The 20,872-nt window shown below is 71.8% G+C and carries 13 protein-coding genes; 7 read left to right on the top strand and 6 right to left on the bottom strand.

Translation table 11 applies throughout. The features are described from left to right. Window positions 1–3 precede the first annotated feature (3 nt). Complete coding sequence (locus tag C8K30_RS06965; RefSeq protein WP_158280951.1) at window positions 4–450, top strand: DUF3017 domain-containing protein; 447 nt, start codon at window positions 4–6, stop codon at window positions 448–450. A gap of 79 nt (window positions 451–529) precedes the next feature. Here C8K30_RS06965 and C8K30_RS06960 read toward each other — a convergent pair whose 3' ends face one another. From C8K30_RS06960 to C8K30_RS06945, 4 genes are all read right to left on the bottom strand, one after another. Continuing rightward, complete coding sequence (locus C8K30_RS06960) at window positions 530–1,687, bottom strand: septum formation family protein (RefSeq protein WP_108492164.1); 1,158 nt, start codon at window positions 1,685–1,687, stop codon at window positions 530–532. Window positions 1,688–1,776: 89 nt separating this feature from the next. Then, window positions 1,777–2,637, bottom strand: coding sequence for a CD225/dispanin family protein (locus C8K30_RS06955; RefSeq protein WP_108492163.1), 861 nt, complete (start codon window positions 2,635–2,637; stop codon window positions 1,777–1,779). Continuing rightward, a complete protein-coding gene (locus tag C8K30_RS06950) occupies window positions 2,634–3,401 on the bottom strand; it encodes a hypothetical protein (RefSeq protein WP_108492162.1) in 768 nt (255 codons plus the stop codon). The genes C8K30_RS06955 and C8K30_RS06950 overlap by 4 nt, the downstream gene beginning before the upstream one ends. A 187-nt stretch (window positions 3,402–3,588) precedes the next feature. After that, entirely contained in the window at window positions 3,589–4,584 is a 996-nt protein-coding gene (locus tag C8K30_RS06945; protein WP_108492161.1) for an MIP/aquaporin family protein, read from the bottom strand. A gap of 254 nt (window positions 4,585–4,838) precedes the next feature. Between C8K30_RS06945 and C8K30_RS06940 the strand changes: the two genes are divergently transcribed. From C8K30_RS06940 to C8K30_RS06930, 3 genes are all read left to right on the top strand, one after another. After that, window positions 4,839–5,828, top strand: coding sequence for a malate dehydrogenase (locus C8K30_RS06940; RefSeq protein WP_108492160.1), 990 nt, complete (start codon window positions 4,839–4,841; stop codon window positions 5,826–5,828). Window positions 5,829–6,044: 216 nt separating this feature from the next. Further along, window positions 6,045–8,255, top strand: a complete 2,211-nt coding sequence (locus tag C8K30_RS06935; RefSeq protein ID WP_108492159.1) for an NADP-dependent isocitrate dehydrogenase — start codon at window positions 6,045–6,047, stop codon at window positions 8,253–8,255. A gap of 245 nt (window positions 8,256–8,500) precedes the next feature. After that, window positions 8,501–12,163: an ABC transporter ATP-binding protein gene (locus tag C8K30_RS06930; RefSeq protein ID WP_108492158.1), complete on the top strand. Its 3,663-nt coding sequence runs from the start codon at window positions 8,501–8,503 to the stop codon at window positions 12,161–12,163. 264 nt (window positions 12,164–12,427) lie between these two features. Here C8K30_RS06930 and C8K30_RS31605 read toward each other — a convergent pair whose 3' ends face one another. Beyond that, a complete protein-coding gene (locus tag C8K30_RS31605) occupies window positions 12,428–12,550 on the bottom strand; it encodes a hypothetical protein (RefSeq protein ID WP_255415708.1) in 123 nt (40 codons plus the stop codon). 92 nt (window positions 12,551–12,642) lie between these two features. On the opposite strand from C8K30_RS31605, the gene C8K30_RS31195 reads away from it, so the two are divergent. Next, on the top strand, window positions 12,643–12,882 hold the full coding sequence (locus tag C8K30_RS31195) for a dihydrofolate reductase family protein (RefSeq protein WP_233257031.1): 240 nt from the start codon (window positions 12,643–12,645) through the stop codon (window positions 12,880–12,882). On the opposite strand, the gene C8K30_RS06920 is transcribed toward C8K30_RS31195, so the two are convergent. Next, window positions 12,846–14,363, bottom strand: coding sequence for an MFS transporter (locus C8K30_RS06920; RefSeq protein WP_108492157.1), 1,518 nt, complete (start codon window positions 14,361–14,363; stop codon window positions 12,846–12,848). The genes C8K30_RS31195 and C8K30_RS06920 overlap by 37 nt on opposite strands. A gap of 171 nt (window positions 14,364–14,534) precedes the next feature. Between C8K30_RS06920 and C8K30_RS06915 the strand changes: the two genes are divergently transcribed. Next, on the top strand, window positions 14,535–14,981 hold the full coding sequence (locus C8K30_RS06915) for a GNAT family N-acetyltransferase (protein WP_108492156.1): 447 nt from the start codon (window positions 14,535–14,537) through the stop codon (window positions 14,979–14,981). Between the two features lie 218 nt (window positions 14,982–15,199). After that, the gene (gene pulA, locus C8K30_RS06910) at window positions 15,200–20,824 is read left to right on the top strand and encodes a pullulanase-type alpha-1,6-glucosidase (RefSeq protein WP_233257030.1); all 5,625 of its coding nucleotides are present in this window, start codon (window positions 15,200–15,202) and stop codon (window positions 20,822–20,824) included. Window positions 20,825–20,872: the final 48 nt, after the last annotated feature.

Genomic DNA, 20,872 nt, shown 5'->3' with positions numbered 1-20,872 from the left:
CCCGTGGATCTCAGTGAGACGCGGACCGCCCCCGGCGCATCGGGTGGCGCCACGACGCTCCTCGAGCCGGGCTCGGCCGGAACAGCTACGCTCGAACGCACCGGAGAGGCCAGTCTGACGACTGCCATCACCACGACCAGCCAGGAGCTCGACCGCAGTGAGCCAGTCAGCGGTGAGGCCTCCGACATGAGCCCGGAGCCGCAGCGCAGCAATCTCGCGATCTGGCTCGTCCTCGCCGGCGTCGGCATCTCGGTCCTGCTCGGGATGGCCGCCGGAGCGCGTGCCGGAGCGATCGGCATCGGTGTGGTGCTCGTGGTCTGCGCGATCTTCCGCGCGGTGCTCGTCAGCCCGGTCGGGCTCGTCATCCGGACCCGGACCATCGACATCGTGCTCTACGGCGCTACGGCAGTGCTGATCGGCGTCCTCGCCGTGGCGACGCCCAGCATCTGACCCGGCGCTCGCCGCGCGCCCGCACGCAGCGCGCGCCGGCGCCCGTCCACCCCTGAAGCGGGGCGGACGCAGGGGAGCGTCAGCGCTCCGCGCCCTCGAGCGAGCCCGTCACCGGCTCCTCCGACTCGATCACGCACAGGACGCGACGGTCGCCCTCGGCCCAGCTCTCCTCCGACGGCGCGATCGGCCAGTACAGCAGCTCCGAATTGGCCCAGCGCATACCCACGAACTTCGCGAACTCCGGGTAGCAGTACGCATCCGCGGCGTCCCACAGCGCCTGCTGGGTGGGCGCGGCACCGTCCTGGGCGAGGCTGTCGGACGCCGTCGTCTCCGCGTAGATCTCGCCGCCGTGCGCGGTCGTGCAGGACACCACCGGGATCCGGTACAGCGTGGTCTGGCCCGACGTCGCCGTCGTGTCGATGCAGTCGCCCACCTCCAGGTCCGGGATCTCCGCCCCGGCCGTCGCGGCGGTGTCCGACGTCGGATCGGGCTCCTCGGCCGGCTCCAGCTGGCCATCGGCCTCCGGCGTCGGCACCGAGCCGTCCGCCGGATCCTCCGCGTACGGGTCGGTGGACGGGTCCGCGTACGGGTCCGCCGTTGCGTACGGGTCGTCGGCCGGTGTGGGGGACGACGTCGGGGCGGTGAGCTCGGAACCGTCGTCGGGCAGCGTGATGCCGAGCGGGCCCGCCAGGGCCGGCGGGACGAACGACCTGGCGGCCGAGACGAAGCCTGGCGGGAGCGACGACGCGTAGGTCGGCGCGGCGGCGATGCCGATGGCCAGGCCGACGATCCCGAGCACACCCAGGGTGACCGCGCCCAGGGAGAAGTCGAGGGTGCGCACCGACGACTTCTTCGCACGGCGCACGTTGCCCGTGCCGTTGGCCTCGGCGGTGCGCATCGACAGCACGAGGGCCGGGATCGCGAGCGGCCAGCAGAGCAGGAACGCGGCGACGACCCAGCCCACGCGGGTCGGATAGGGCAACGCTGACTTGTCGGCGGAGTCGCCGCTGACGGCCGGGTCTTCCTTGGTGGCGGCGTCCTTCGCCGCGTCTTCCTCGGCCGAGTCCTGCTCGTCGGGGGCTTCCTCGGCCGAGTCTTCCGCGGACTCCTCGTCCGCCGTCTTGTCGGGCGCGGGCTCGGTCGAGGTGGGCTCTTCAGGTGCTGCTTCGGCCGCCGTCTCCGGTTCGGTCGCGACCGGTTCCGTCGCGTCCGCGGGCGTCTGCTTGGTGTCGGCCATGATGCCGGATCGTAGCGCTGCAGGGTTTCGAGACGAAAGGCACCCGTGCCCGGACCAGGGCGACTGTGCGTCCCGGACCGGGCGGGGACCTACGGGATGCCGACGCGACCGGTGAGATCGTCGGTGTCGGACTCGACGAGGCACGCGATCCGCCGGTCCAGCAGGCGCCAGTCCCAGGCGTCGGGAGCCATGTACCAGTAGTGCAGCCCGGACTTCGCCACGGACGTCCCGGTCTGCTCCTCCAGGTTCGCGCGGCAGACGTCGTCGGTGTACCGCGCCATCCAGGCGTCACCGGGATACTCCGGGTACGTCCCGCCGTCGTTCTGCTCCAGTGCATGGTCGGCCACATACGTGATGTCGTACAGCTCGCCGCCGTGCGGCTCGGCGCACGGCACGACGGTGACCGTCCGCACCACGTCGGTCAGGCCGCCGGTGAGATAGCAGTCGCCCTCGCGCAGCTCCCAGACGCTGGTCCCGTCGGCCGGGCCGGACCCGGGTTCGTCGTCGTCGGCGTAGCTGGTCGCGGACTCCTGTCGTGCCGACGCCTCCGCGTCGATCAGCTGGAAGAACAGCGCGAACGTGCCGACGAGGATGGCGAGCGTGAGCACGCTGGACACCACTATCGCGTACACCAGGCCGGCGATCCCGATCCGCCGGGCCTTCGCGCCCTCGGCCCCGGCGCGCTGCTCGTCGCCGGCCGCGACCGCGGCCGTCGCCCGCTGGCTGTGCGAGTAGGCAGCGAGGCCGAACGGCCACCAGGAGAGCATGGCGACCAGGGTCCAGCCCGCGCCGGTGCTCGGTGCGGCCGGTGGGCGCGGTGCGGTGCCGTAGGGCGGGTAGGGCGAGTAGGGCGTTCGCGGCGGGTAGTGCGACGCCGGGGCGGGGGCCGGCCGCTGAACGGGGGTGGGCCCTCCGGGCGGGATCAGTGGCGGCAGGTCCTGGTTGCTCATGCGTCGACCTCGGGCTCGAAGATCTGCGGGTACTCGGAGAACTCGCCCTGCACGGGGAACGGCGCCTCGATGAAGCAGACGCTCGTGTGCCGGTTCTGCGCCCAGTCCTCAAGGTTCGGTTCGAAGGTCCACACGGGGGAGTCCTCGGAGCCGATCGTCCCGGAGTAGGAGTCGTACTCGGCCCAGCAGTCGTACCAGGCTTCCTCCGAGATCGTCTGGGCGCCGGGATACTCGTCGTGCAGGTGCTCGGTCACGCCGATCACCTGCACGTCATGCGGCCTGCTGCAGGGGATGACGTCGATCTCGTTCCAGACCGCCTCCCAGTCGGGGGCCATGAAGCAGTCGCCGGTCTGCAGCGCGAACGGGTCGAGCGTGATCGCCTCCCGCTTCGGGGCGGCCGCGCTGCGATACGTCTCCGGCGGGGCCTCTGCCGTGGCGGTCTCGATGCCGGCCTGACCGAGCAGGCTCGGCCCGTGCTGCACGCCGAGCACCACCAGCGTGATGTCGAGGGTGAGAGCGAGCGTCGACCAGATCGCACCGATCAGGACGCCGAGCCTCGCGTGGTCACGCGCTCTCCCGGCCTCGCGCCGCGCCGTCGTGCTGTCGCCGGCCCCGTGGGCACGAGCGGCCCGGTTGGCGGCCAGCACGGCGGCGATCGCCAGCGGCCAGAAGAGGATCATGCAGGCCACGATCCAGCCGCGGTGCACGGGCACCCGGAGGTCGTCGGGCGCCTCGGGGGCGTCAGGGAAGGGTGGTGCGGTCACGGCGTGATATCTATCAGGAGAACTGCCGGGAACTGGCCAAAGTGACCGGATTGTGAGTCGACTTCACCCGGTCGGCAGGGCGCCGTCGTCGGCCCGTCCCGTGGCGTGTCCTGATGTCGTACGACGCCGGGGCCGCACCCTTCGTACGGAAGGTGCGGCCCCGGCGTCGTACGCGTGCTGCGGGAGGTCAGGCCTTGTCGTCGGGCTTCTTCTCGGGCTCGGCCTCGGGCTCGGCGGCCTTGCCGGGGCCCGCGACGGTCGAGGCGGGCTCCGTGGCCTCGGCCTTGGGGGCGGACTGCGCGGTGACGAGCTCCTTCTCCTCGACCACCTCGACGTCCTCGTCCTCGTCGTCGTCCTCGTCCTCGTCGAGCTCCTCGAGCTCCTCCGGCTCGACCGAGGCGAACGCGCGGTAGAACAGCGCGGCGAGGGCGGCGCCGACGAGCGGGGCCAGCCAGAACAGCCAGAGCTGGCGGCCGGAGCCGTCGCCGCCCCAGTTGTTCGCGAAGAGCGCGGCCGCCGTCGAGCGGGCCGGGTTCATGCCGGTGTTCGTGACGAACCACGAGACCAGGGTCAGCGCGGCGATGGCGCTGCCCACGGCGACGGGGGCATAGCCGACCTTGCTGCGCGGGTCGTTGACGCCCAGGTACACGCCCACGAGCACCGCGGAGATGATGACCTCGACGAGCAGCGCCGGGAGCCAGTCGAACTGGGCCTGGCCCTGGGTCTGCAGGTAGAGCGGGGAGTTCTCCGAGAAGCCGTTCACTGCGTTGTCGAAGACGTCGGACGTGTTCTCCACGCCGAGCAGCGTGACGAGCGTCTGCGGCACCGTCGCGAACAGCACCGCTGCGGCCAGGATGGCGCCGACGAGCTGGGCACCCCAGTAGCTGAACATGTTGCTGACCGAGATGCGGCCGCTGAGCCAGGAGCCCAGCGAGATCGCCGGGTTGAAGTGCGCGCCCGACACGCGGCCGACGGCCGCAGCGCCCGCGATATAGGCAAACGCACCGCCGAGCGCCACGCCGAGCCCACCGACCGTGTTCAGCGGGCTGTAGACGAGCACACCCACGATCACGAGCGTCAGCACGAACGTGCCGAAGGTCTCGGCGAGCAGGCGGGAGAGCAGGCTGGGCGACCGCTCCTCGACCTCGGTGACGCCGCTGGTCGCGGCGAGGTCCTGGGACATGAAGTCAGATCCTTTCAGTGGCGCACCATTGGGTGCGCGTCATGGCGGCGTGCGTGCGATGTCGCGCACATCCTGCCATTACCCACCTGAGCGAAACCTGAATACACGCGGGTATTTTCTTCACCGTACTCGTGCTGATGTCGATGGCATCCTCAGCGTCGCGTCTTCGACGTCGTACCAGGTGGGTACGGATGTGGGTGCGGATCGTGCGTGGGGGCTGGGCGAGGCGGGTCGGTCGATGCAAGAGTGGGCCTATGACTGAACCCGTGAATGTCACCGTCACCGGAGCCGCTGGCCAGATCGGGTACGCGCTCCTCTTCCGCATAGCCGCGGGCGAGATGCTCGGCGCGGACACGCCAGTACGGCTCCGACTTCTCGAGATCCCGCAGGCCGTCGCGGCCGCCGAGGGCACCGCCATGGAGCTCGACGACTGCGCCTTCCCGAACCTGGCCGGCGTCGAGATCTTCGACGACCCGGTCAAGGCCTTCGACGGCGTCAACGTGGCTCTCCTCGTCGGCGCGCGCCCGCGCGGCCCGGGGATGGAGCGTGCCGACCTGCTCGAGGCCAACGGCGGCATCTTCGGCCCGCAGGGCCGCGCCATCAACGACGGCGCCGCCGACGACGTCCGCGTGCTCGTGGTGGGCAACCCCGCCAACACCAACGCGCTCATCGCGGCGTCGAACGCCCCCGACGTGCCGGCCACGCGGTTCACCGCGATGACCCGCCTGGACCACAACCGCGCGCTCTCGCAGGTGGCGGCCAAGACCGGGACACCCGTCGCCCAGATCAAGAAGCTCACCATCTGGGGCAATCACTCCGCCTCGCAGTACCCCGACCTGTTCCACGCGGAGGTCGGCGGCCGTCCGGGCGCCGACGTCGCTGCCGACACCACCTGGCTCACCGACGACTTCATCCCGACCGTCGCCAAGCGGGGCGCGGCGATCATCCAGGCGCGCGGGGCGTCGTCCGCGGCGTCGGCCGCGAACGCGGCGATCGCGCACGTGCGCGACTGGACGCTCGGCACCGCCGAGGGCGACTGGACGTCGGCGGGCCTGTGGTCCTCCGGCGAGTACGGCGTCCCCGAGGGGCTCGTCTCCTCGTTCCCCGTGACGTCCGACGGCACCGGCGAGTGGCAGATCGTCGAGGGCCTGGAGATCGACGAGTTCTCCCGCGCCCGGATCGACGCGAGCGTCGCCGAGCTGACCGAGGAGCGCGACGCCGTCCGGGCCCTGGGCCTGATCTGAACCGCCACCTGGTTGGTTGTGGGCGGGATCGTTGCGCCCAAGACGGGCAGATCGTCGCAACGGTCACGCCCACAACCAACACGCCTGACGGCACGCCCGCTGCCAAAGGGCTCGGGCGTGAGGTGCGTCTCGGAATTCCGGAGTGCGCAGGACCCTCAGGTATCTTGATATCGAGAGATCGGCACATTCCAACATCCCGGGGAGTCAGCCACACCCATGTCCAAGATCATCTATACCCATACGGACGAGGCCCCGCTTCTGGCCACCTACTCGTTCCTGCCGATCGTCTCGGCGTACGCGGCCAAGGCCGGTGTGGACGTCGAGACCCGCGACATCTCGCTCGCCGGCCGGATCATCGCGCAGTTCCCGGAGCGGCTCACCGATGAGCAGCGCCTGTCCGACGCCCTCGCCGAGCTGGGCGAGCTGGCGAACGACCCTGCGGCGAACATCATCAAGCTGCCCAACATCTCGGCGTCGCTGCCGCAGCTGAAGGCCGCCATCGCCGAGCTCCAGGGCCTCGGCTACGACCTGCCGGACTTCCCGGAGAGCGTCGAGACCGACGCCGAGAAGGACGCGCGCGAGCGCTACGGCCGTGTCATGGGCTCCGCCGTGAACCCCGTGCTCCGCCAGGGCAACTCCGACCGCCGCGCCCCGGCGTCGGTCAAGAACTACGCGAAGGCGCACCCGCACCGCATGGGCGCGTGGACGGCCGACTCGAAGACCAACGTCGCGACCATGGGCCACGACGACTTCTTCTCGAACGAGAAGTCCGTGGTCGTGGCGGCCGACGACACCCTGCGCATCGAGCACGTCGCCGCCGACGGCACCGTGACCGTCCTCAAGGAGTCGCTCCCCGTCCTGGCCGGTGAGGTCGTGGACGGCACGTTCCTCGACGCCGCCGCGCTGGACGCTTTCCTCCTCGAGTCGATCGAGCGGGCCAAGGCCGAGGGCATCCTGTTCTCCGTGCACCTCAAGGCGACGATGATGAAGGTCTCCGACCCGATCATCTTCGGCCACGTGGTGAAGGCGTTCTTCAAGCCGGTCTTCGAGAAGTACGGGCAGGACCTGGCTGCCGCCGGACTGTCGGCGAACGACGGCCTGGGCGGGATCTTCGCCGGGCTCACGGCGCTCCCGAACGGTGCGGAGATCCGCGCCGCGTTCGACGCCGCGCTGGCCGACGGCCCGAAGATGGCAATGGTGAACTCCGACAAGGGCATCACCAACCTGCATGTGCCGTCCGACGTCATCGTCGACGCCTCGATGCCCGCCATGATCCGTATCGGCGGCCACATGTGGGGCCCCGAGGGCGAGGAAGCCGACACCCTCGCGGTGATCCCCGACTCCTCCTACGCCGGGATCTACCAGACCGTCCTCGACGACTGCCGCGCCAACGGCGCCCTCGACCCGGCCACGATGGGCTCGGTCCCGAACGTGGGCCTCATGGCGCAGGCGGCCGAGGAGTACGGCTCGCACGACAAGACGTTCGAGATCGCCGCCGACGGCACCGTGCGCATCGTGAACGGTGCGGGCGACGTCGTCATGGAGCACGCGGTCCACGCCGGCGACGTCTGGCGCGCCTGCCAGACCAAGGACGCCCCGATCCGCGACTGGATCAAGCTGGCCGTCACCCGTGCCCGCGCCTCCGACACGCCCGCGGTGTTCTGGCTGAACTCGCGCCGCGCGCACGATGCCAACCTGATCCAGAAGATCGAGCAGTACCTGCCCGAGCACGACACCGAGGGCCTCGAGATCCTGATCATGGACCCGGCGGAGGCGACGGCGTACTCGCTGGCGCGCATCCGCAAGGGCCTGGACACCATCTCGGTGACCGGCAACGTGCTGCGCGACTACAACACCGACCTGTTCCCGATCCTCGAGGTCGGCACGTCGGCGAAGATGCTCTCGATCGTGCCGCTGATGAACGGTGGCGGCCTGTTCGAGACGGGTGCAGGCGGCTCCGCGCCGAAGCACGTGCAGCAGCTCGTCGAGGAGGACTACCTGCGCTGGGACTCGCTCGGTGAGTTCTTCGCGCTCGCCGCGTCCTTCGAGCACCTCGCGATCAACGAGGGCAACGCCCGGGCCCAGGTCCTGGCCGACACGCTCGACCGCGCGACCGGGACGTTCCTCGCCGACGACCGCTCCCCGGGGCGTCGCCTGGGGACCATCGACAACCGTGGCTCGCACTTCTACCTCGCCCTCTACTGGGCGCAGGAGCTCGCCACACAGTCCGACGACGCCGAGCTGGCCGCCACGTTCAAGTCGCTCGCCGAGGCGCTGGCCGCGGGCGAGCAGGCGATCGTGGCGGAGCTGATCGCGGTCCAGGGCAAGCCGGCCGACATCGGCGGGTACTACCGCCCGGACGAGGCCAAGGCCACCGCGGTGATGCGCCCGAGCACCACCTTCAACGAGGCGCTCGCGTCCCTCTGACGCAGCAGGCCGGCTCCTCGAGATCGGTCGGTTGCTGAGGTCGATCCGGTGAGATCGGTCGGTTGCCTTGAGATCGGTCCATCAATGGACCGATCTCAAGGCAACCGACCGATTTTCGGCTGCGCGTGATGACATCGGACCGAAGTCCGCTGCCGTTCTACCTGGTGGCGGCGGGGCGTGACCTTGGTCGCTCCGCGGAAAAAGAGGCGGGGACTGTCGGTGTCTCGACGTAGCCTCAGAAAACGATGATCGACGCGCCGCAGACCCCTGAGACCACGCCCCTTCCTGAGGCGTCGCCTCGCTCTGCGTCCGTACTGGCGAAGGACCCGGCACGCCGGCTCGACTGGCGGCGGCTGCGCGGTCCGGCCGCCGTCGTCGCCCTGCTCGCCCTGACCGCGGGCGCCGTGGGCCAGGCCCTCGGTACGGCCGCGGCCGGGCAGCTGGCGGCGAACGCCACCGTCGCCGGGCTGCTGCTGCTCGCCGCGTGCGTGGTGGGCGGCGCGCTGTTCGACGGCTTCGGGCAGGTGGTCTGGGCCAGCGTGGTGGACCGCGCCGAGGGCAAGCTCCGGAGCGACCTGCTCAGTGCGGCGCTGCGCCAGCCAATCGCGACACTCTCCGAGCAGGCCGTGGGCGAGGTGCTCGACCGGGTCGACGACGACACGCACGCCGCCGGGCGGCTCGTGCGCCGCCAGCTGTGGGGCGCCGGCCGCACGGTCGTCGGCGTTGTACCCATGTGGATCATCGCAGGTATCACCTGGTGGCCGGCCTGGGTCCTGTTCCCCTTGCTGGGCGGGATCGTCATCCTGCTCACCCGGCCGCTGCTCGGTGAGATCGCGCGCCTCAAGGTGATCGAGGAGGTTGCGTGGACCGACCACGCCGCTGCCTTCGAGGAGGCCGTCGCCGCTCGGAACGACCTGCGCACCAGCCTGGGACAGGCGTTCGCCGTGCGGCGGGTCGCGCAGCTCTCGGCGACGGTGCACCGCAAGTTCAAGGATGTGGTGCGGGTCGAGGAGCGCCTGCTGCGCCGGGCCGGTCTGGTGCTGTACGCCCTGCTGGCCGGGACCGTCGTCGTGTGCGCCGTGCTGGCGTCCGGTGGCAGCCTGTCCGTGGACCAGCTCGTCACGCTGTTCCTGGTCACCGCGCTGTTCGTGGGTCAGATGGACAACCTGGTGCATCACCTCCCGGACATCCAGGAGGGCCTCGGCGCGATCCTGCGCATCCGGCAGATGCTGGCGGTCGAGCCGGAGCCCGAGGGCGGGGACGACGTGCCGGCCGGGCCGCTCCAGCTCGAGCTGCGCGACCTGAGCTTCGCCTACGCCGAGGGCACGTTCGCCCTGGCCGGGGTTGACCTGATGGTCCCCGCCGGAGAGACGATCGCGCTCGTGGGCCGGACGGGCTCGGGCAAGTCGACGCTGGCCGCGCTGTTGTCGCGCGCGGTCGAGCCGGAGCGGGGCTCGGTGTTCCTGGGCGGGTCCGACGTACGCGACCTCGACCTGCAGAAGCTGCGGGGGGCCGTCGGTGTGGTGACGCAGCGCACCGAGATCATCGCCGGAACCCTCGCGGAGAACATCGCGCTGTTCGCCGACGTCCCGCGGTCGGCCATCGAGGGTGCTGTGCGTGAGCTCGGCCTGAGCGACTGGACGGAGGGTCTGCCCGACGGCCTCGACACGCTGCTCGGTCCGGGTGGCACCAAGCTTTCGGCGGGCGAGGAGCAGCTCGTCGCGTTCGCCCGGCTCCTCGTGCGGCACGTGCAGCTCGTGGTGCTCGACGAGGCTACCGCGCGGATGGACCCGCTCACCGAGGCGCGGGTCGTCGCGGCGTCGGACCGGCTGCTCGCCGGGCGCACGGGGGTACTGATCGCGCACCGGCTGGGCACCATCGAGCGGGCAGGCCTCGTGGCCGTGCTCGACCACGGCCGAGTGGTGCAGCAGGGACGTCGCGCGGCGCTCGCCCGGACTCCTGGCCCCTTCCGCTCGCTGCTGGAGGCCGGCACGAGCGACGGGACGCTGGACGACGCGGCGGCCGATCGCGAGACCGACGCCGCGGAAGAGGCGCGCGCCGATTCGGTTGCGGCTCCGGTCGGGAACGTCGGCCAGGACAGCGGTCCCGTGGCGGACGGCGTCGGCACCGAGCGGGACGGCACTGCCGAGCCCAACACCGCTGAGCCCGACGCGGTCGGCGGACGCCGCCGGATCGGGACCCCACCTGAGCTGACGCCGCCCGGTGACGGGCCGAGCCTCGCGCGAGGCATACTGCACGCGCTGTTCGTGCGCCCGCAGTGGGGCGCGTTCGGTGCGGTCCTGTTCCTCCTGGGGAGCCTGGTCGCGGCTCAGGGCGCGGTCAGCGGGTTCCTGTTCGGCCGCACGGTCGAGGAGCTGGGCTCGGGCGAGCTGCCCGTGGGCCTGCTGGCGACGCTCGCGGTGCTCCTGCTGATGCAGCCGTTGTTCATCTCCCGCGCGATGGGCGTGTACCCGCTCTGGTGGATCGAGATCCTGCTGCGGATCCGCATGTCGGTGATGCACGGGCAGACGCGCCAGTACCGGCTGCCGCCCACGCCGCCCGGCGAGGTAGTGGCCCGCTCCATGGACGCGGACCGGTTCGTGCAGTACGCGGACCGCTGGGTCGACTTCGTCAACGGTCTCGCGATCGTTGTGGTCACGGCGCTGATCAGCGGGACCTGGACCGCGGGCGCCGTCCTGCTGGCGGTCATGGTGGTGTCGGCGCTGGCCTCGGCCATCGGCCGGCCGATCGCGGGCCGCTCGGCCGCCGGTTCCTCGGCGGCACGCGCGCGCTTCGGCCGCGCCCTGGTCTCGGCGCTCGACTCGGCACGCACGGTGAAGCTCGCGGCCCGCACGCCCGACGTGCGCCGGCACCTGGGCGAGGTCGACTCGGGCCGGGTGAAGGCGGCGATCTTCGAGCACCGGGTGCAGGCAGTGCTCGACTCGGTGCCGCTGGTGACCCTGTACGTGGGCGTCGTCGTCGCGTGGACGTTCCTGCTCACGGGCATGTGGGACCTGGCGACGACGCTGCTCGTCGCGAACGCCGTGACCGGCTTCGCGTGGTTCGGTGTCGTGGCGGGCGCGGTGGTCACCGAGGCGCCCGGCACCCGGGCGTGGCAGGTCGCGACCGCCCGGTTCGCGGACGGTGCCGACCTCGTGTCGCGCCAGCCGGGGGTGGACCTGGTGACGGGCGTCGCGCCCGCGCCCGAGCCGGCCCGGCGCGAGCCGCTGGACCGCCTGGAGCTGCGCAACCTGACCGCGGTGCACGACGACGGCACGATCGGCGTCTCCGACGTCGACCTCGAGATCCGCCGGGGCGAGCTGGTGCTGCTCCTCGGGCAGGTCGGGTCGGGCAAGTCGTCCCTGCTCTCCGCGCTGGCCGGGCTCATGGAGCACACCGGCGACGTCCGGTGGAACGGCACCGAGGTGACCGACGCCCAGGCATTCCTGCGCCCCGGCCAGGTGGCGCACGTGGCCCAGGTGCCGCGGGTGCTGTCCGGCTCGTTCTCCGACAACGTGCGGCTCGACCACGCCCGCGACATCGACGGTCCGGTCCAGGGTGCGCGGCTCGCGCAGGACATGGAGGAGGCGGGCGGCCCGCACGCCCTCGTGGGCCACCGCGGCGTGCGCCTGTCCGGTGGTCAGGTGCAGAGGCTCGCGCTCGCGCGAGCGCTCGCCGCGGACACCGAGCTCCTGCTGGCGGACGACGTCTCCAGCGCGCTGGACGCCTCGACCGAGATCGAGCTGTGGGCCGCCCTGCGGGAGCGGGGCACCACGGTGGTCGGCGCGACGTCGAAGCGTGCGGCGCTCGCCCGTGCCGACCGCGTGGTGGTGCTGGTCGACGGCAAGGTGGCCGACGTCGGGCCGTGGGCCGGTCTAGCGCCGAGGTGGAGCCACCTCGCGGGCTGACCGAGCCCGGTGAGCTCATCGCTGACACAGCCCGAGTCAGCGATGAGTCCGCCGCGCCGCCGTCGTCGGACAGGGGGAGAGTCGCGGTGCGGCTACGAACAAGGAGACCCTCATGGCGAAGATCGTGTCCAGCATGTTCATGGCGCTCGACGGTGTCGTCGAGCCGGACAAGGGCAACTGGCACTTCCCGTACTTCAACGACGAGCTGGGTGCGGCCGTCGACCTCACGCACCAGGCCGACGTCTTCCTGTTCGGGCGCGTCACCTACGACTCGTTCGCGGGCGCCTGGCCCGAGCGTGAGACCGCGGGCGAGGAGGACGCCGGGTTCGCGAAGCGGATCGGCGACACCCGCAAGGTCGTCGCGTCCCGCAGCTCGCTCGAGCTCACCTGGCGCAACTCGGAGCAGCTGCAGGGCGACCTGGTCGAGGGCGTCACCGCCCTGAAGGAGGACCCGGCGATCGGCACGATCGTCCGGCTCGGTGTCGGTGGTCCGCCAGCTGCTGGACGCCGGCCTGCTCGACGAGCTGCACCTGTTCGTGCACCCGGCCACCGCGGGCGGCGGGCTCAGGCTGTTCCGGGACGGCGACCCGGAGCGGCCGATGAAGCTCGTGTCGGCCACGCCCTTCAAGACGGGCCTCGTCTACCTGGTGTACACGCCGGACCCGAACCCGCCGACCGGCGGCTACGCGGAGGCGGCAGCCCTGCTCCCCGACGAGTGATCGCCGCCGGCGGGCGCCACCCGGCGCGGCAGCACGAAGACCAGCAGGAACGCCACCACGGAGAGCGCAGCGCTGGTGCCCAGCGCCATGGTGGCGGCGTGCGCGAAGGCGTCGGCGACCACCTCCGGCGTCGGGCGGCCGGGCGGGAGCTCCAGCGACCCGAAGAGCACCGAGCCGACGACTGCGATGCCCGCCGCCGAGCCGATCCGCTGCATGGTGCCGATCACGCCGGACGCGGCCCCGGCCTCGTCGCGGTCCACAGTGGCGACGATGAACTGGGCGTTCGGGGCGATGAACAGGCCGCTGCCGATGCCGCCGACCAGGAGCGGCGCCGCGAGGGTCCAGTTGGTCAGGTCGCCGGTCGGGACCAGCCAGAGCACGAGCCACAGCGACACGAGCCCCACGGCAACCATCGCGGTGCCGATCACGAGCACGAGCCGGCCCAGGCGGTGCGCCAGGCGCTCGCTCTGCGAGGCGCCCAGTATCGACCCGATGGCGAACGGCACGGACACCAGCCCTGAGGCCAGCGCCGAGTGGCCCAGCCCGGCCTGCCAGAAGATCGAGACGGTGAAGAAGATGCTGGTGAAGGCCGCGAAGTAGACCAGCGCGAGGATGACGCCACCCGTGAACGCGGCGTGCGAGAACAGGTGCGGCGGGACGAGCGGGCTGTTGCCCCGCGCAGCGACCCGTCGCTCCCAGAACGCGAACGCGACGAGCAGCAGCAGACCGCCCGCCAGGGACGTCCAGGTCCACCACGGCCAGCCGGCGTCCTCGCCCTCGATGAGCGGCACCAGGACCGCGACGAGCGCGACCGAGACCAGCAGCAGCCCGACGCCGTCGACCCCGCGCGCGGTGGCCCCGACGACGATCCGGGGCAGCAGCATGATCGCCGCGGCGACCGCGATCACCCCGAAGGGCAGGTTGACGAAGAAGATCGAGCGCCAGCCCTCGTCCTCGCCGAACGCCTCGATGAGCAGGCCGCCGACGATCGGCCCGAGGGCGGTGGAGAACCCGATGGCCGCGCCCATCACCGCGAACGCCCTGCCGCGCGTGCGGCCGGCGAACATCAGCTGGATCAGCGCCGTCACGGCGGGGAAGAAGATGCCGCCGCACAGCCCCTGGACCACACGGGCCACGATCAGCTCGGTGGCGCCGGACGCGAGGCCGCACCACAGGCTGGCGAGCGTGAACCCGGCCAGACCCACCACGAACACCCACTTGTGGCCCACCCGGTCACCCACGCGGCCGGCCGGGATGAGGGCGAGGCCGTAGGCGAGCGCGTACCCCGAGATGATCCACGACAGGGTGCCCTCCGACGCGTCGAGCGACGTGCGGATGGTCGGCAGCGCCACGTTCACGATGGTCGTGTCGAGCAGGGCCATCGACACGCCCAGGATGAGCACCGCGAGCGCGATCCAGGAGCTGCGCGGGGCGGCGTCCGGGGCGTCGTTCGATGCCGCGGGCGCGGGGGAGGTGGTCACAGGGAGAGTGCCTCTCGGGGAACGGGGTAACGACAAGATCGTACGGCGAGCATCTGACAGGACCCTCCCGAAGCGTCCCTGGTTGTGGGCGCGATCGTTGCGTCTGCGTGCCCACTCTGGGCGCAACGATCACGCCCACGACCAAGGGTCCGGGTAATTAGGGTGAGGCGCATGGAGCTGATCTTTCGCGAAGCCGAGCGCGACGACCTCGAGCGCATCGTCGAGCTCATCGCCGACGACGCCGTCGCCGCCCGCCGCACGGGCAGCTACGGCGAGCCGCACGTCAGGGGGTTCGAGGCCGTCGCCGCGAGCCCGGACAACGAGCTGGTCGTCGCGGAGTACGACGGCGAGGTGGTCGGCGTCATGCAGCTGACGTTCATTCCGGGGATCTCCCGCAACGGCGCCTCCCGGCTGCTGGTCGAGGCCGTGCGGGTGGCTCGCAACCAGCGCGGCAAGGGCATCGGCCGCCGGCTGATGGAGCACGCCCACGAGCGCGGCCGGGCGCGGGGCTGCGCGCTGGCCCAGCTGACGTCGGACAAGCAGCGGCCGGAGGCGCACCGGTTCTACCGGAACCTCGGCTACGAGCAGTCGCACGAGGGCTTCAAGCTCCCGCTCTGACGCCGGCCCGACAGTCGGCCGCCGGACGACAAAAGTCCGCCTCCAGCAAGCCGTTACGCATGCTCCACGCCCGGAAACCATGCGCAACGGCTTGCTGGAGGCGGACTTCGTGTCTGGGGCCGGTCGATTGGTGCGGGTGAACGCTTGCTGCAAACTTCTGCAAGCATTACAGTCGCGATCGGTTCCTACTGGGGTTCCGGACGACGAAGGGGTCATCCATGTCTCGCACCGCGCGCCTGCGCCCGCCGCACGCCCGCCTGCTGCCCGGGTTCCGCGCGCGGCTCCGCACGACGGCGGCGCTCGCGTCCGTCGCACTGGTCGCCTCGCTCGGGCTCGCCGTGTCGGCGTCGGCCGCCACGGGTGCGTCGACGGCGTCGGACACCAGCGGTGCGTCGACGGCGTCGGACACCAGCACGAGCGGCGCAGCCGCGGCCGAGCAGGACCGCACCGCCGCCCTCGTGGGGAGCCTCCAGGACGAGCTCGGCTGTGCCGCCGACTGGGACCCGGCGTGCGCCGCCACGGAGCTCACCCCCCAGCAGGACGGCACGTTCACCGCGGAGTTCGAGCTCCCGGCGGGCACCTACGAGTACAAGGTGGCGCTGAACGACGCGTGGGACGAGTCCTACGGCCGCGACGGCGGCCCCGACAACGCCCCGCTCCACCTCGCGGGCACCGCAAGGGTCCGCGTCACCTACGACGACACGACCCACCGCACCGCCCTGACCCCGCTCACCCTCGCCGGCGAGTACACCGCGGCGGACGACGCCCTGGTGCACGACCCCGTCCGCCAGCCCGGCAGCGACGAGCGCTTCTACTTCGTGATGACCGACCGGTTCGCCAACGGGGACCCCGCCAACGATGAAGGCGGCCTGGCGGGCGACCGGCTCAGCACCGGCTTCGACCCGACCGACAAGGGCTTCTACCAGGGCGGCGACCTCGCAGGCCTGCGCCAGAACCTCGACTACATCGAGGACCTGGGCACCACCGCGATCTGGCTCACCCCGAGCTTCCTGAACCGGCCCGTGCAGGGTTCGGGCGCCGACGTGAGCGCCGGCTACCACGGCTACTGGATCACCGACTTCACGCGGATCGACCCCCACCTGGGCACCAACGCCGAGCTCGAGGCGCTGATCGACGACGCCCACGCGCGCGGGCTCAAGGTCTACTTCGACATCATCACCAACCACACGGCCGACGTCGTCGACTACGCCGAGGGCGCCTACGACTACGTGGACCAGGCCACCGCCCCGTACACGGACGCCGCCGGCAACCCGTTCGACCCCGCCGACCACGCCGGCACGGGCAGCTTCCCCGAGCTCGACGCGGCGACGAGCTTCCCGTACACGCCCGTCGTCGACCCGGCCGACCAGGACGTCAAGGTCCCGGCCTGGCTCAACGACCCCACGCTCTACCACAACCGGGGCAACTCGACGTGGGCGGGCGAGTCGGTCACCTACGGCGACTTCAGCGGCCTGGACGACCTCATGACCGAGCATCCGACAGTGGTGGACGGCTTCGAGGAGATCTACAAGGCGTGGATCGACCTGGGCATCGACGGGTTCCGCATCGACACGGTCAAGCACGTGAACTTCGAGTTCTGGGAGGAGTGGTCCGCCGAGATCCAGGACTACGCCCGCGCCCAGGGCAAGGACGAGTTCTTCACGTTCGGCGAGGTGTACGACGCCGACGCCGCCAAGACGTCCCCGTACGTGCGCCGCACCGACATGAGCTCCGTGCTCGACTTCTCGTTCCAGTCCGCCGCCACGAGCTACGCCAGCGGCAACAGCGCGCAGCGCCTCGCGGACCTGTACGCCTCCGACGACCTGTACACGACGCCGCACAGCAGCGCGTCGGCCCTGCCGACCTTCCTCGGCAACCACGACATGGGCCGCGTCGGATTCATGCTGGCGGGCGCCGAGAACCCGCTCGAACGCGACGAGCTGGCGCACGAGCTCATGTACCTCACGCGCGGCCAGCCGGTCGTCTACTACGGCGACGAGCAGGGCTTCGCGGGCACCGGCGGCGACAAGGACGCCCGCCAGACCCTGTTCGCGACCCAGGTCGACGAGTACGCCGACCAGCCCCTGGTGACGGGCGAGCAGGCCGGCAGCGTGGACCGCTACGGCACCGACGCGCCGCTCTACGAGCACATCGCCGCGCTCGCCGACCTCCGCGAGGAGCACCCGGCCCTGGCGACCGGCGCCCAGATCGAGCGCTGGGCCGACGACGGCGCCGGCGTCTACGCGTTCTCCCGCGTGCTGCGCGACGAGCAGGTGGAGCACCTGGTCGCCGCGAACAACGCGGGCATCGAGCGCACGGTCACGTTCGACACGCTCACCCCCGGCGCGACCTTCGCGCCGCTGTACGGCACCGACACCACCGTGACGGCGGACGCCGACGGCGCGGTCACGCTGACCGTCCCGGCGCGCTCCGCGATCGTGCTGGTCGCCGACCGCACAGTGGGTGCGGACACCGCCGGGACCGTCACCGTGGTCCCCGGCGCGAGCTCCCGGCCGGGTGCGGCGCTGAGCGGCGTCGCCCCGATCGCCGCCGGGATCGACGACGCCTGGGCCGAGACCTCCTTCGCCTGGCGCGCGGTCGGCACCGACGAGTGGCACCAGCTCGGCACCGCGGAGGACACGTCCCCGCGCGTCTTCCACGACGTGTCGCCCGACGGCGCCGACCTGCCCGAGGGCACGCTGGTCGAGTACCGCGCGGTCACCCGTGACGCCGACGGCGACCGCGCCGCCGCCAGCTCGTACGCCTCGGTGGGCATCGACGTGAGCGGCGTGGTCGACGACCCGACGGACCCCGACATCGACCTGGTCACCGTCCCCGGCTCGCACAACAGCGAGATGGGCTGCGCCGGCGACTGGACCCCGGACTGCGAGGCAGCCCGCCTCACGCTCGCCGACGACGGCACCTACACGGGCACGTTCGAGCTGCCCGCCGGGTCGTACGAGTTCAAGGTGGCCGTGAACGGCTCCTGGGCGGAGAACTACGGGGCCGACGGCGTCCGCGACGGCGCCAACGTCCCGTACTCGACCGGCGGCGGCCCCGTGACCTTCACCTGGGACCCCGAGACCAAGGTGCCCACCGTGCAGGTAGGCACACCGGGCACGCCGGGAGAGGGCCAGCAGGCCGCGCACTGGGTGCGGCAGGGCCTGGTCCTGGTCCCGGCCGACGACTTCGGCACCGGCGACACCTGGACGCTGGAGACGGGCGCGCCGGAGGCGCCGACGTCGTACACCATGACCCCGGGCGACGTGCCCGCGGACGTGGCCGAGGACTTTCCCCACCTGGCCGGCCACCTCGCCCTGGAGATCGAGGGCCTGAGCCGGGCCGCGGCGACGTCGGCCCTGCAGGGGCCGCTGCGCCTCACCCGGCACGACGGCGAGACGCTCACCGCGGCCACCGGCGTGCAGATCCCCGGCGTGCTGGACGACCTGTTCGCGACCGACCGTACGCTGGGCGTGACCTGGCAGGGCGGCGGCAAGCAGGGCAGCAAGGCGTCGTTCGCGCTGTGGGCGCCCACGGCCCGCGCCGTGACGCTGCAGGCCTGGCCCGCGGGCACTTCGCTGGACGCCGAGCCGCGGACCTTCGAGATGGCCCGGCAGGACGACGGCGCCTGGACGCTCGGCGGCGGTCGCGCCGCGCAGGGTCTCGACGAGCAGCTCCGGAGTCTGTCGGAGGGCGACCGCAACGGCGGGCACGGCGGCGGGCCGAGCTGGCAGGGCGTGCGCTACCGCTACGCCGTCGAGGTGTACGTGCCGAGCACCGGGCAGGTCGAGACCAACGTCGTGACCGACCCCTACTCGGTGGGCCTGACGCTCGACTCGACGCACTCGGTGGCCGTGGACCTGGCCGCGGCGAACTGGCGGCCGAAGGTCTGGCGGTCCACCCCTGCTCCGGTCGTGGACCGGGCCGTCGACCAGACGATCTACGAGCTGCACGTGCGCGACTTCTCGAGTTCCGACGAGACCGTGCCCGAGCGCCTGCGCGGCACGTACGGCGCGTTCGGGGTGAGCCGCTCGGACGGGATGAAGCACCTGCGCTCGCTGGCCGACGCCGGGCTCACCACCGTCCACCTCCTGCCGACGTTCGACATCGCCACGATCCCCGAGGACCGAGCGGACCAGGCCACCACCGGCGACCTGTCCGGGTTCGCCCCCGACGGCACGGAGCAGCAGGCCGCCGTCGCCGAGGTGCAGGGGCAGGACGCCTTCAACTGGGGCTACGACCCGTACCACTTCATGGCCCCGGAGGGTTCGTACGCCGTGGACGCCGACGGCGGGGCGCGCGTCGCGGAGTTCCGGTCGATGGTCGGCAACCTGCACCGGGCCGGGCTCCAGGTGGTGCTGGACCAGGTCTTCAACCACACGGCGGCGTCGGGCCAGGACCCGAAGTCCGTGCTGGACCGCGTGGTCCCCGGCTACTACCACCGGCAGAACGCGACCACGGGCGCCGTCGAGACCAGCACCTGCTGCCAGAACGTCGCCACGGAGCACGCCATGGCCCAGAAGCTGATGGTGGACTCGGTGGTCACCTGGGCCCGCGACTACCACGTGGACGGGTTCCGGTTCGACCTGATGGGGCACCACTCCCGCGCCAACATGGAGGCGGTCCGGGCGGCGCTCGACGAGCTCACGCTGCGGCGCGACGGCGTCGACGGGAAGAGCGTGTACCTGTACGGCGAGGGCTGGGACTTCGGCGAGGTCGCGGGCAACGCCCGCTTCGAGCAGGCCACGCAGGGCCAGCTCGGCGGCACGGGGATCGGCACGTTCAGCGACCGGCTGCGCGACGCCGTCCACGGCGGCTCGCCCGTCGACGGGTCGTCCCTGTTCACGCAGGGCTTCGGCACGGGCCTGTTCACCGACCCGAACGGCAACGAGGCCCGGCTGGAGGACCCGGCGTCGGTCAACGACGGCGGCGCCGACGAGGCGGCCGACCTGGCCCACCAGACCGACCTGGTGAAGCTCGGGCTGGCCGGGAACCTGCGCGCCTACGAGGTCACCACCTCGACGGGGGAGCGCGTCCGGGGTGAGGACCTGGACTACCGGGGCTCGCCCGCCGGGTACGCGGACTCGCCCGAGGAGGTCGTCACCTACGTGGACGCGCACGACAACGAGACGCTGTTCGACCTGCTCGCGCTCAAGCTGCCCGCGGACACCCCGATGGCGGACCGGGTCCGGATGAACACGGTGTCGCTGGCGACCGCCGCGCTGTCGCAGTCGCCCTCGTTCTGGCACGCGGGCACCGACCTGCTGCGCTCCAAGTCCCTGGACCGCAACTCGTTCGACTCCGGCGACTGGTTCAATACCATCGACTGGTCGGGGCAGGACAACGGGTTCGCCCGCGGCCTGCCGATGGCGGCGGACAACGAGGACAAGTGGCCGTACCAGCGGCCGCTCCTGGCCGACGCCGCGCTCAAGCCGGCGCCCGACGACATCGCCTTCGCGTCGGAGCAGGCGCGCGAGCTGCTGGAGCTGCGGCACTCGACCGAGCTGTTCCGGCTGGGCTCCGCCGACCTCATCGAGCAGAAGGTCAGCTTCCCCGGCTCCGGTCCGGACGTCGTGCCGGGAGTGATCACGATGTCGGTCGACGACCTTGCGGGCTCGTCCGACGTCGACCGGAAGCTGGACGGCGTGCTCGTCGTGTTCAACGCCTCGCCGGAGCCGGCCACGGTCGAGGTGCCGGAGCTCGCGGGCCGCGGCTACGCGCTGTCCCGGGTGCAGGCGCGCGGGGCGGACGCCGTCGTCCAGCAGACCACCTGGGACGCGACGGACGGAACGGTCACGGTCCCGGCCAGAACGGTAGCGGTCCTGACGGACCCCCGGGGCTGATACCCCGACTGCAGACCTGGTCGCCGTCGCCGGTGCCGACTGCAGAGC

It is taken from the genome of Promicromonospora sp. AC04 (genome assembly GCF_003058225.1).
Classification (GTDB): Bacteria; Actinomycetota; Actinomycetes; order Actinomycetales; family Cellulomonadaceae; genus Promicromonospora.
The sequence above is the reverse complement of the archived record's forward strand: the minus strand, read 5'-3'. Positions and strand labels throughout refer to the sequence as shown.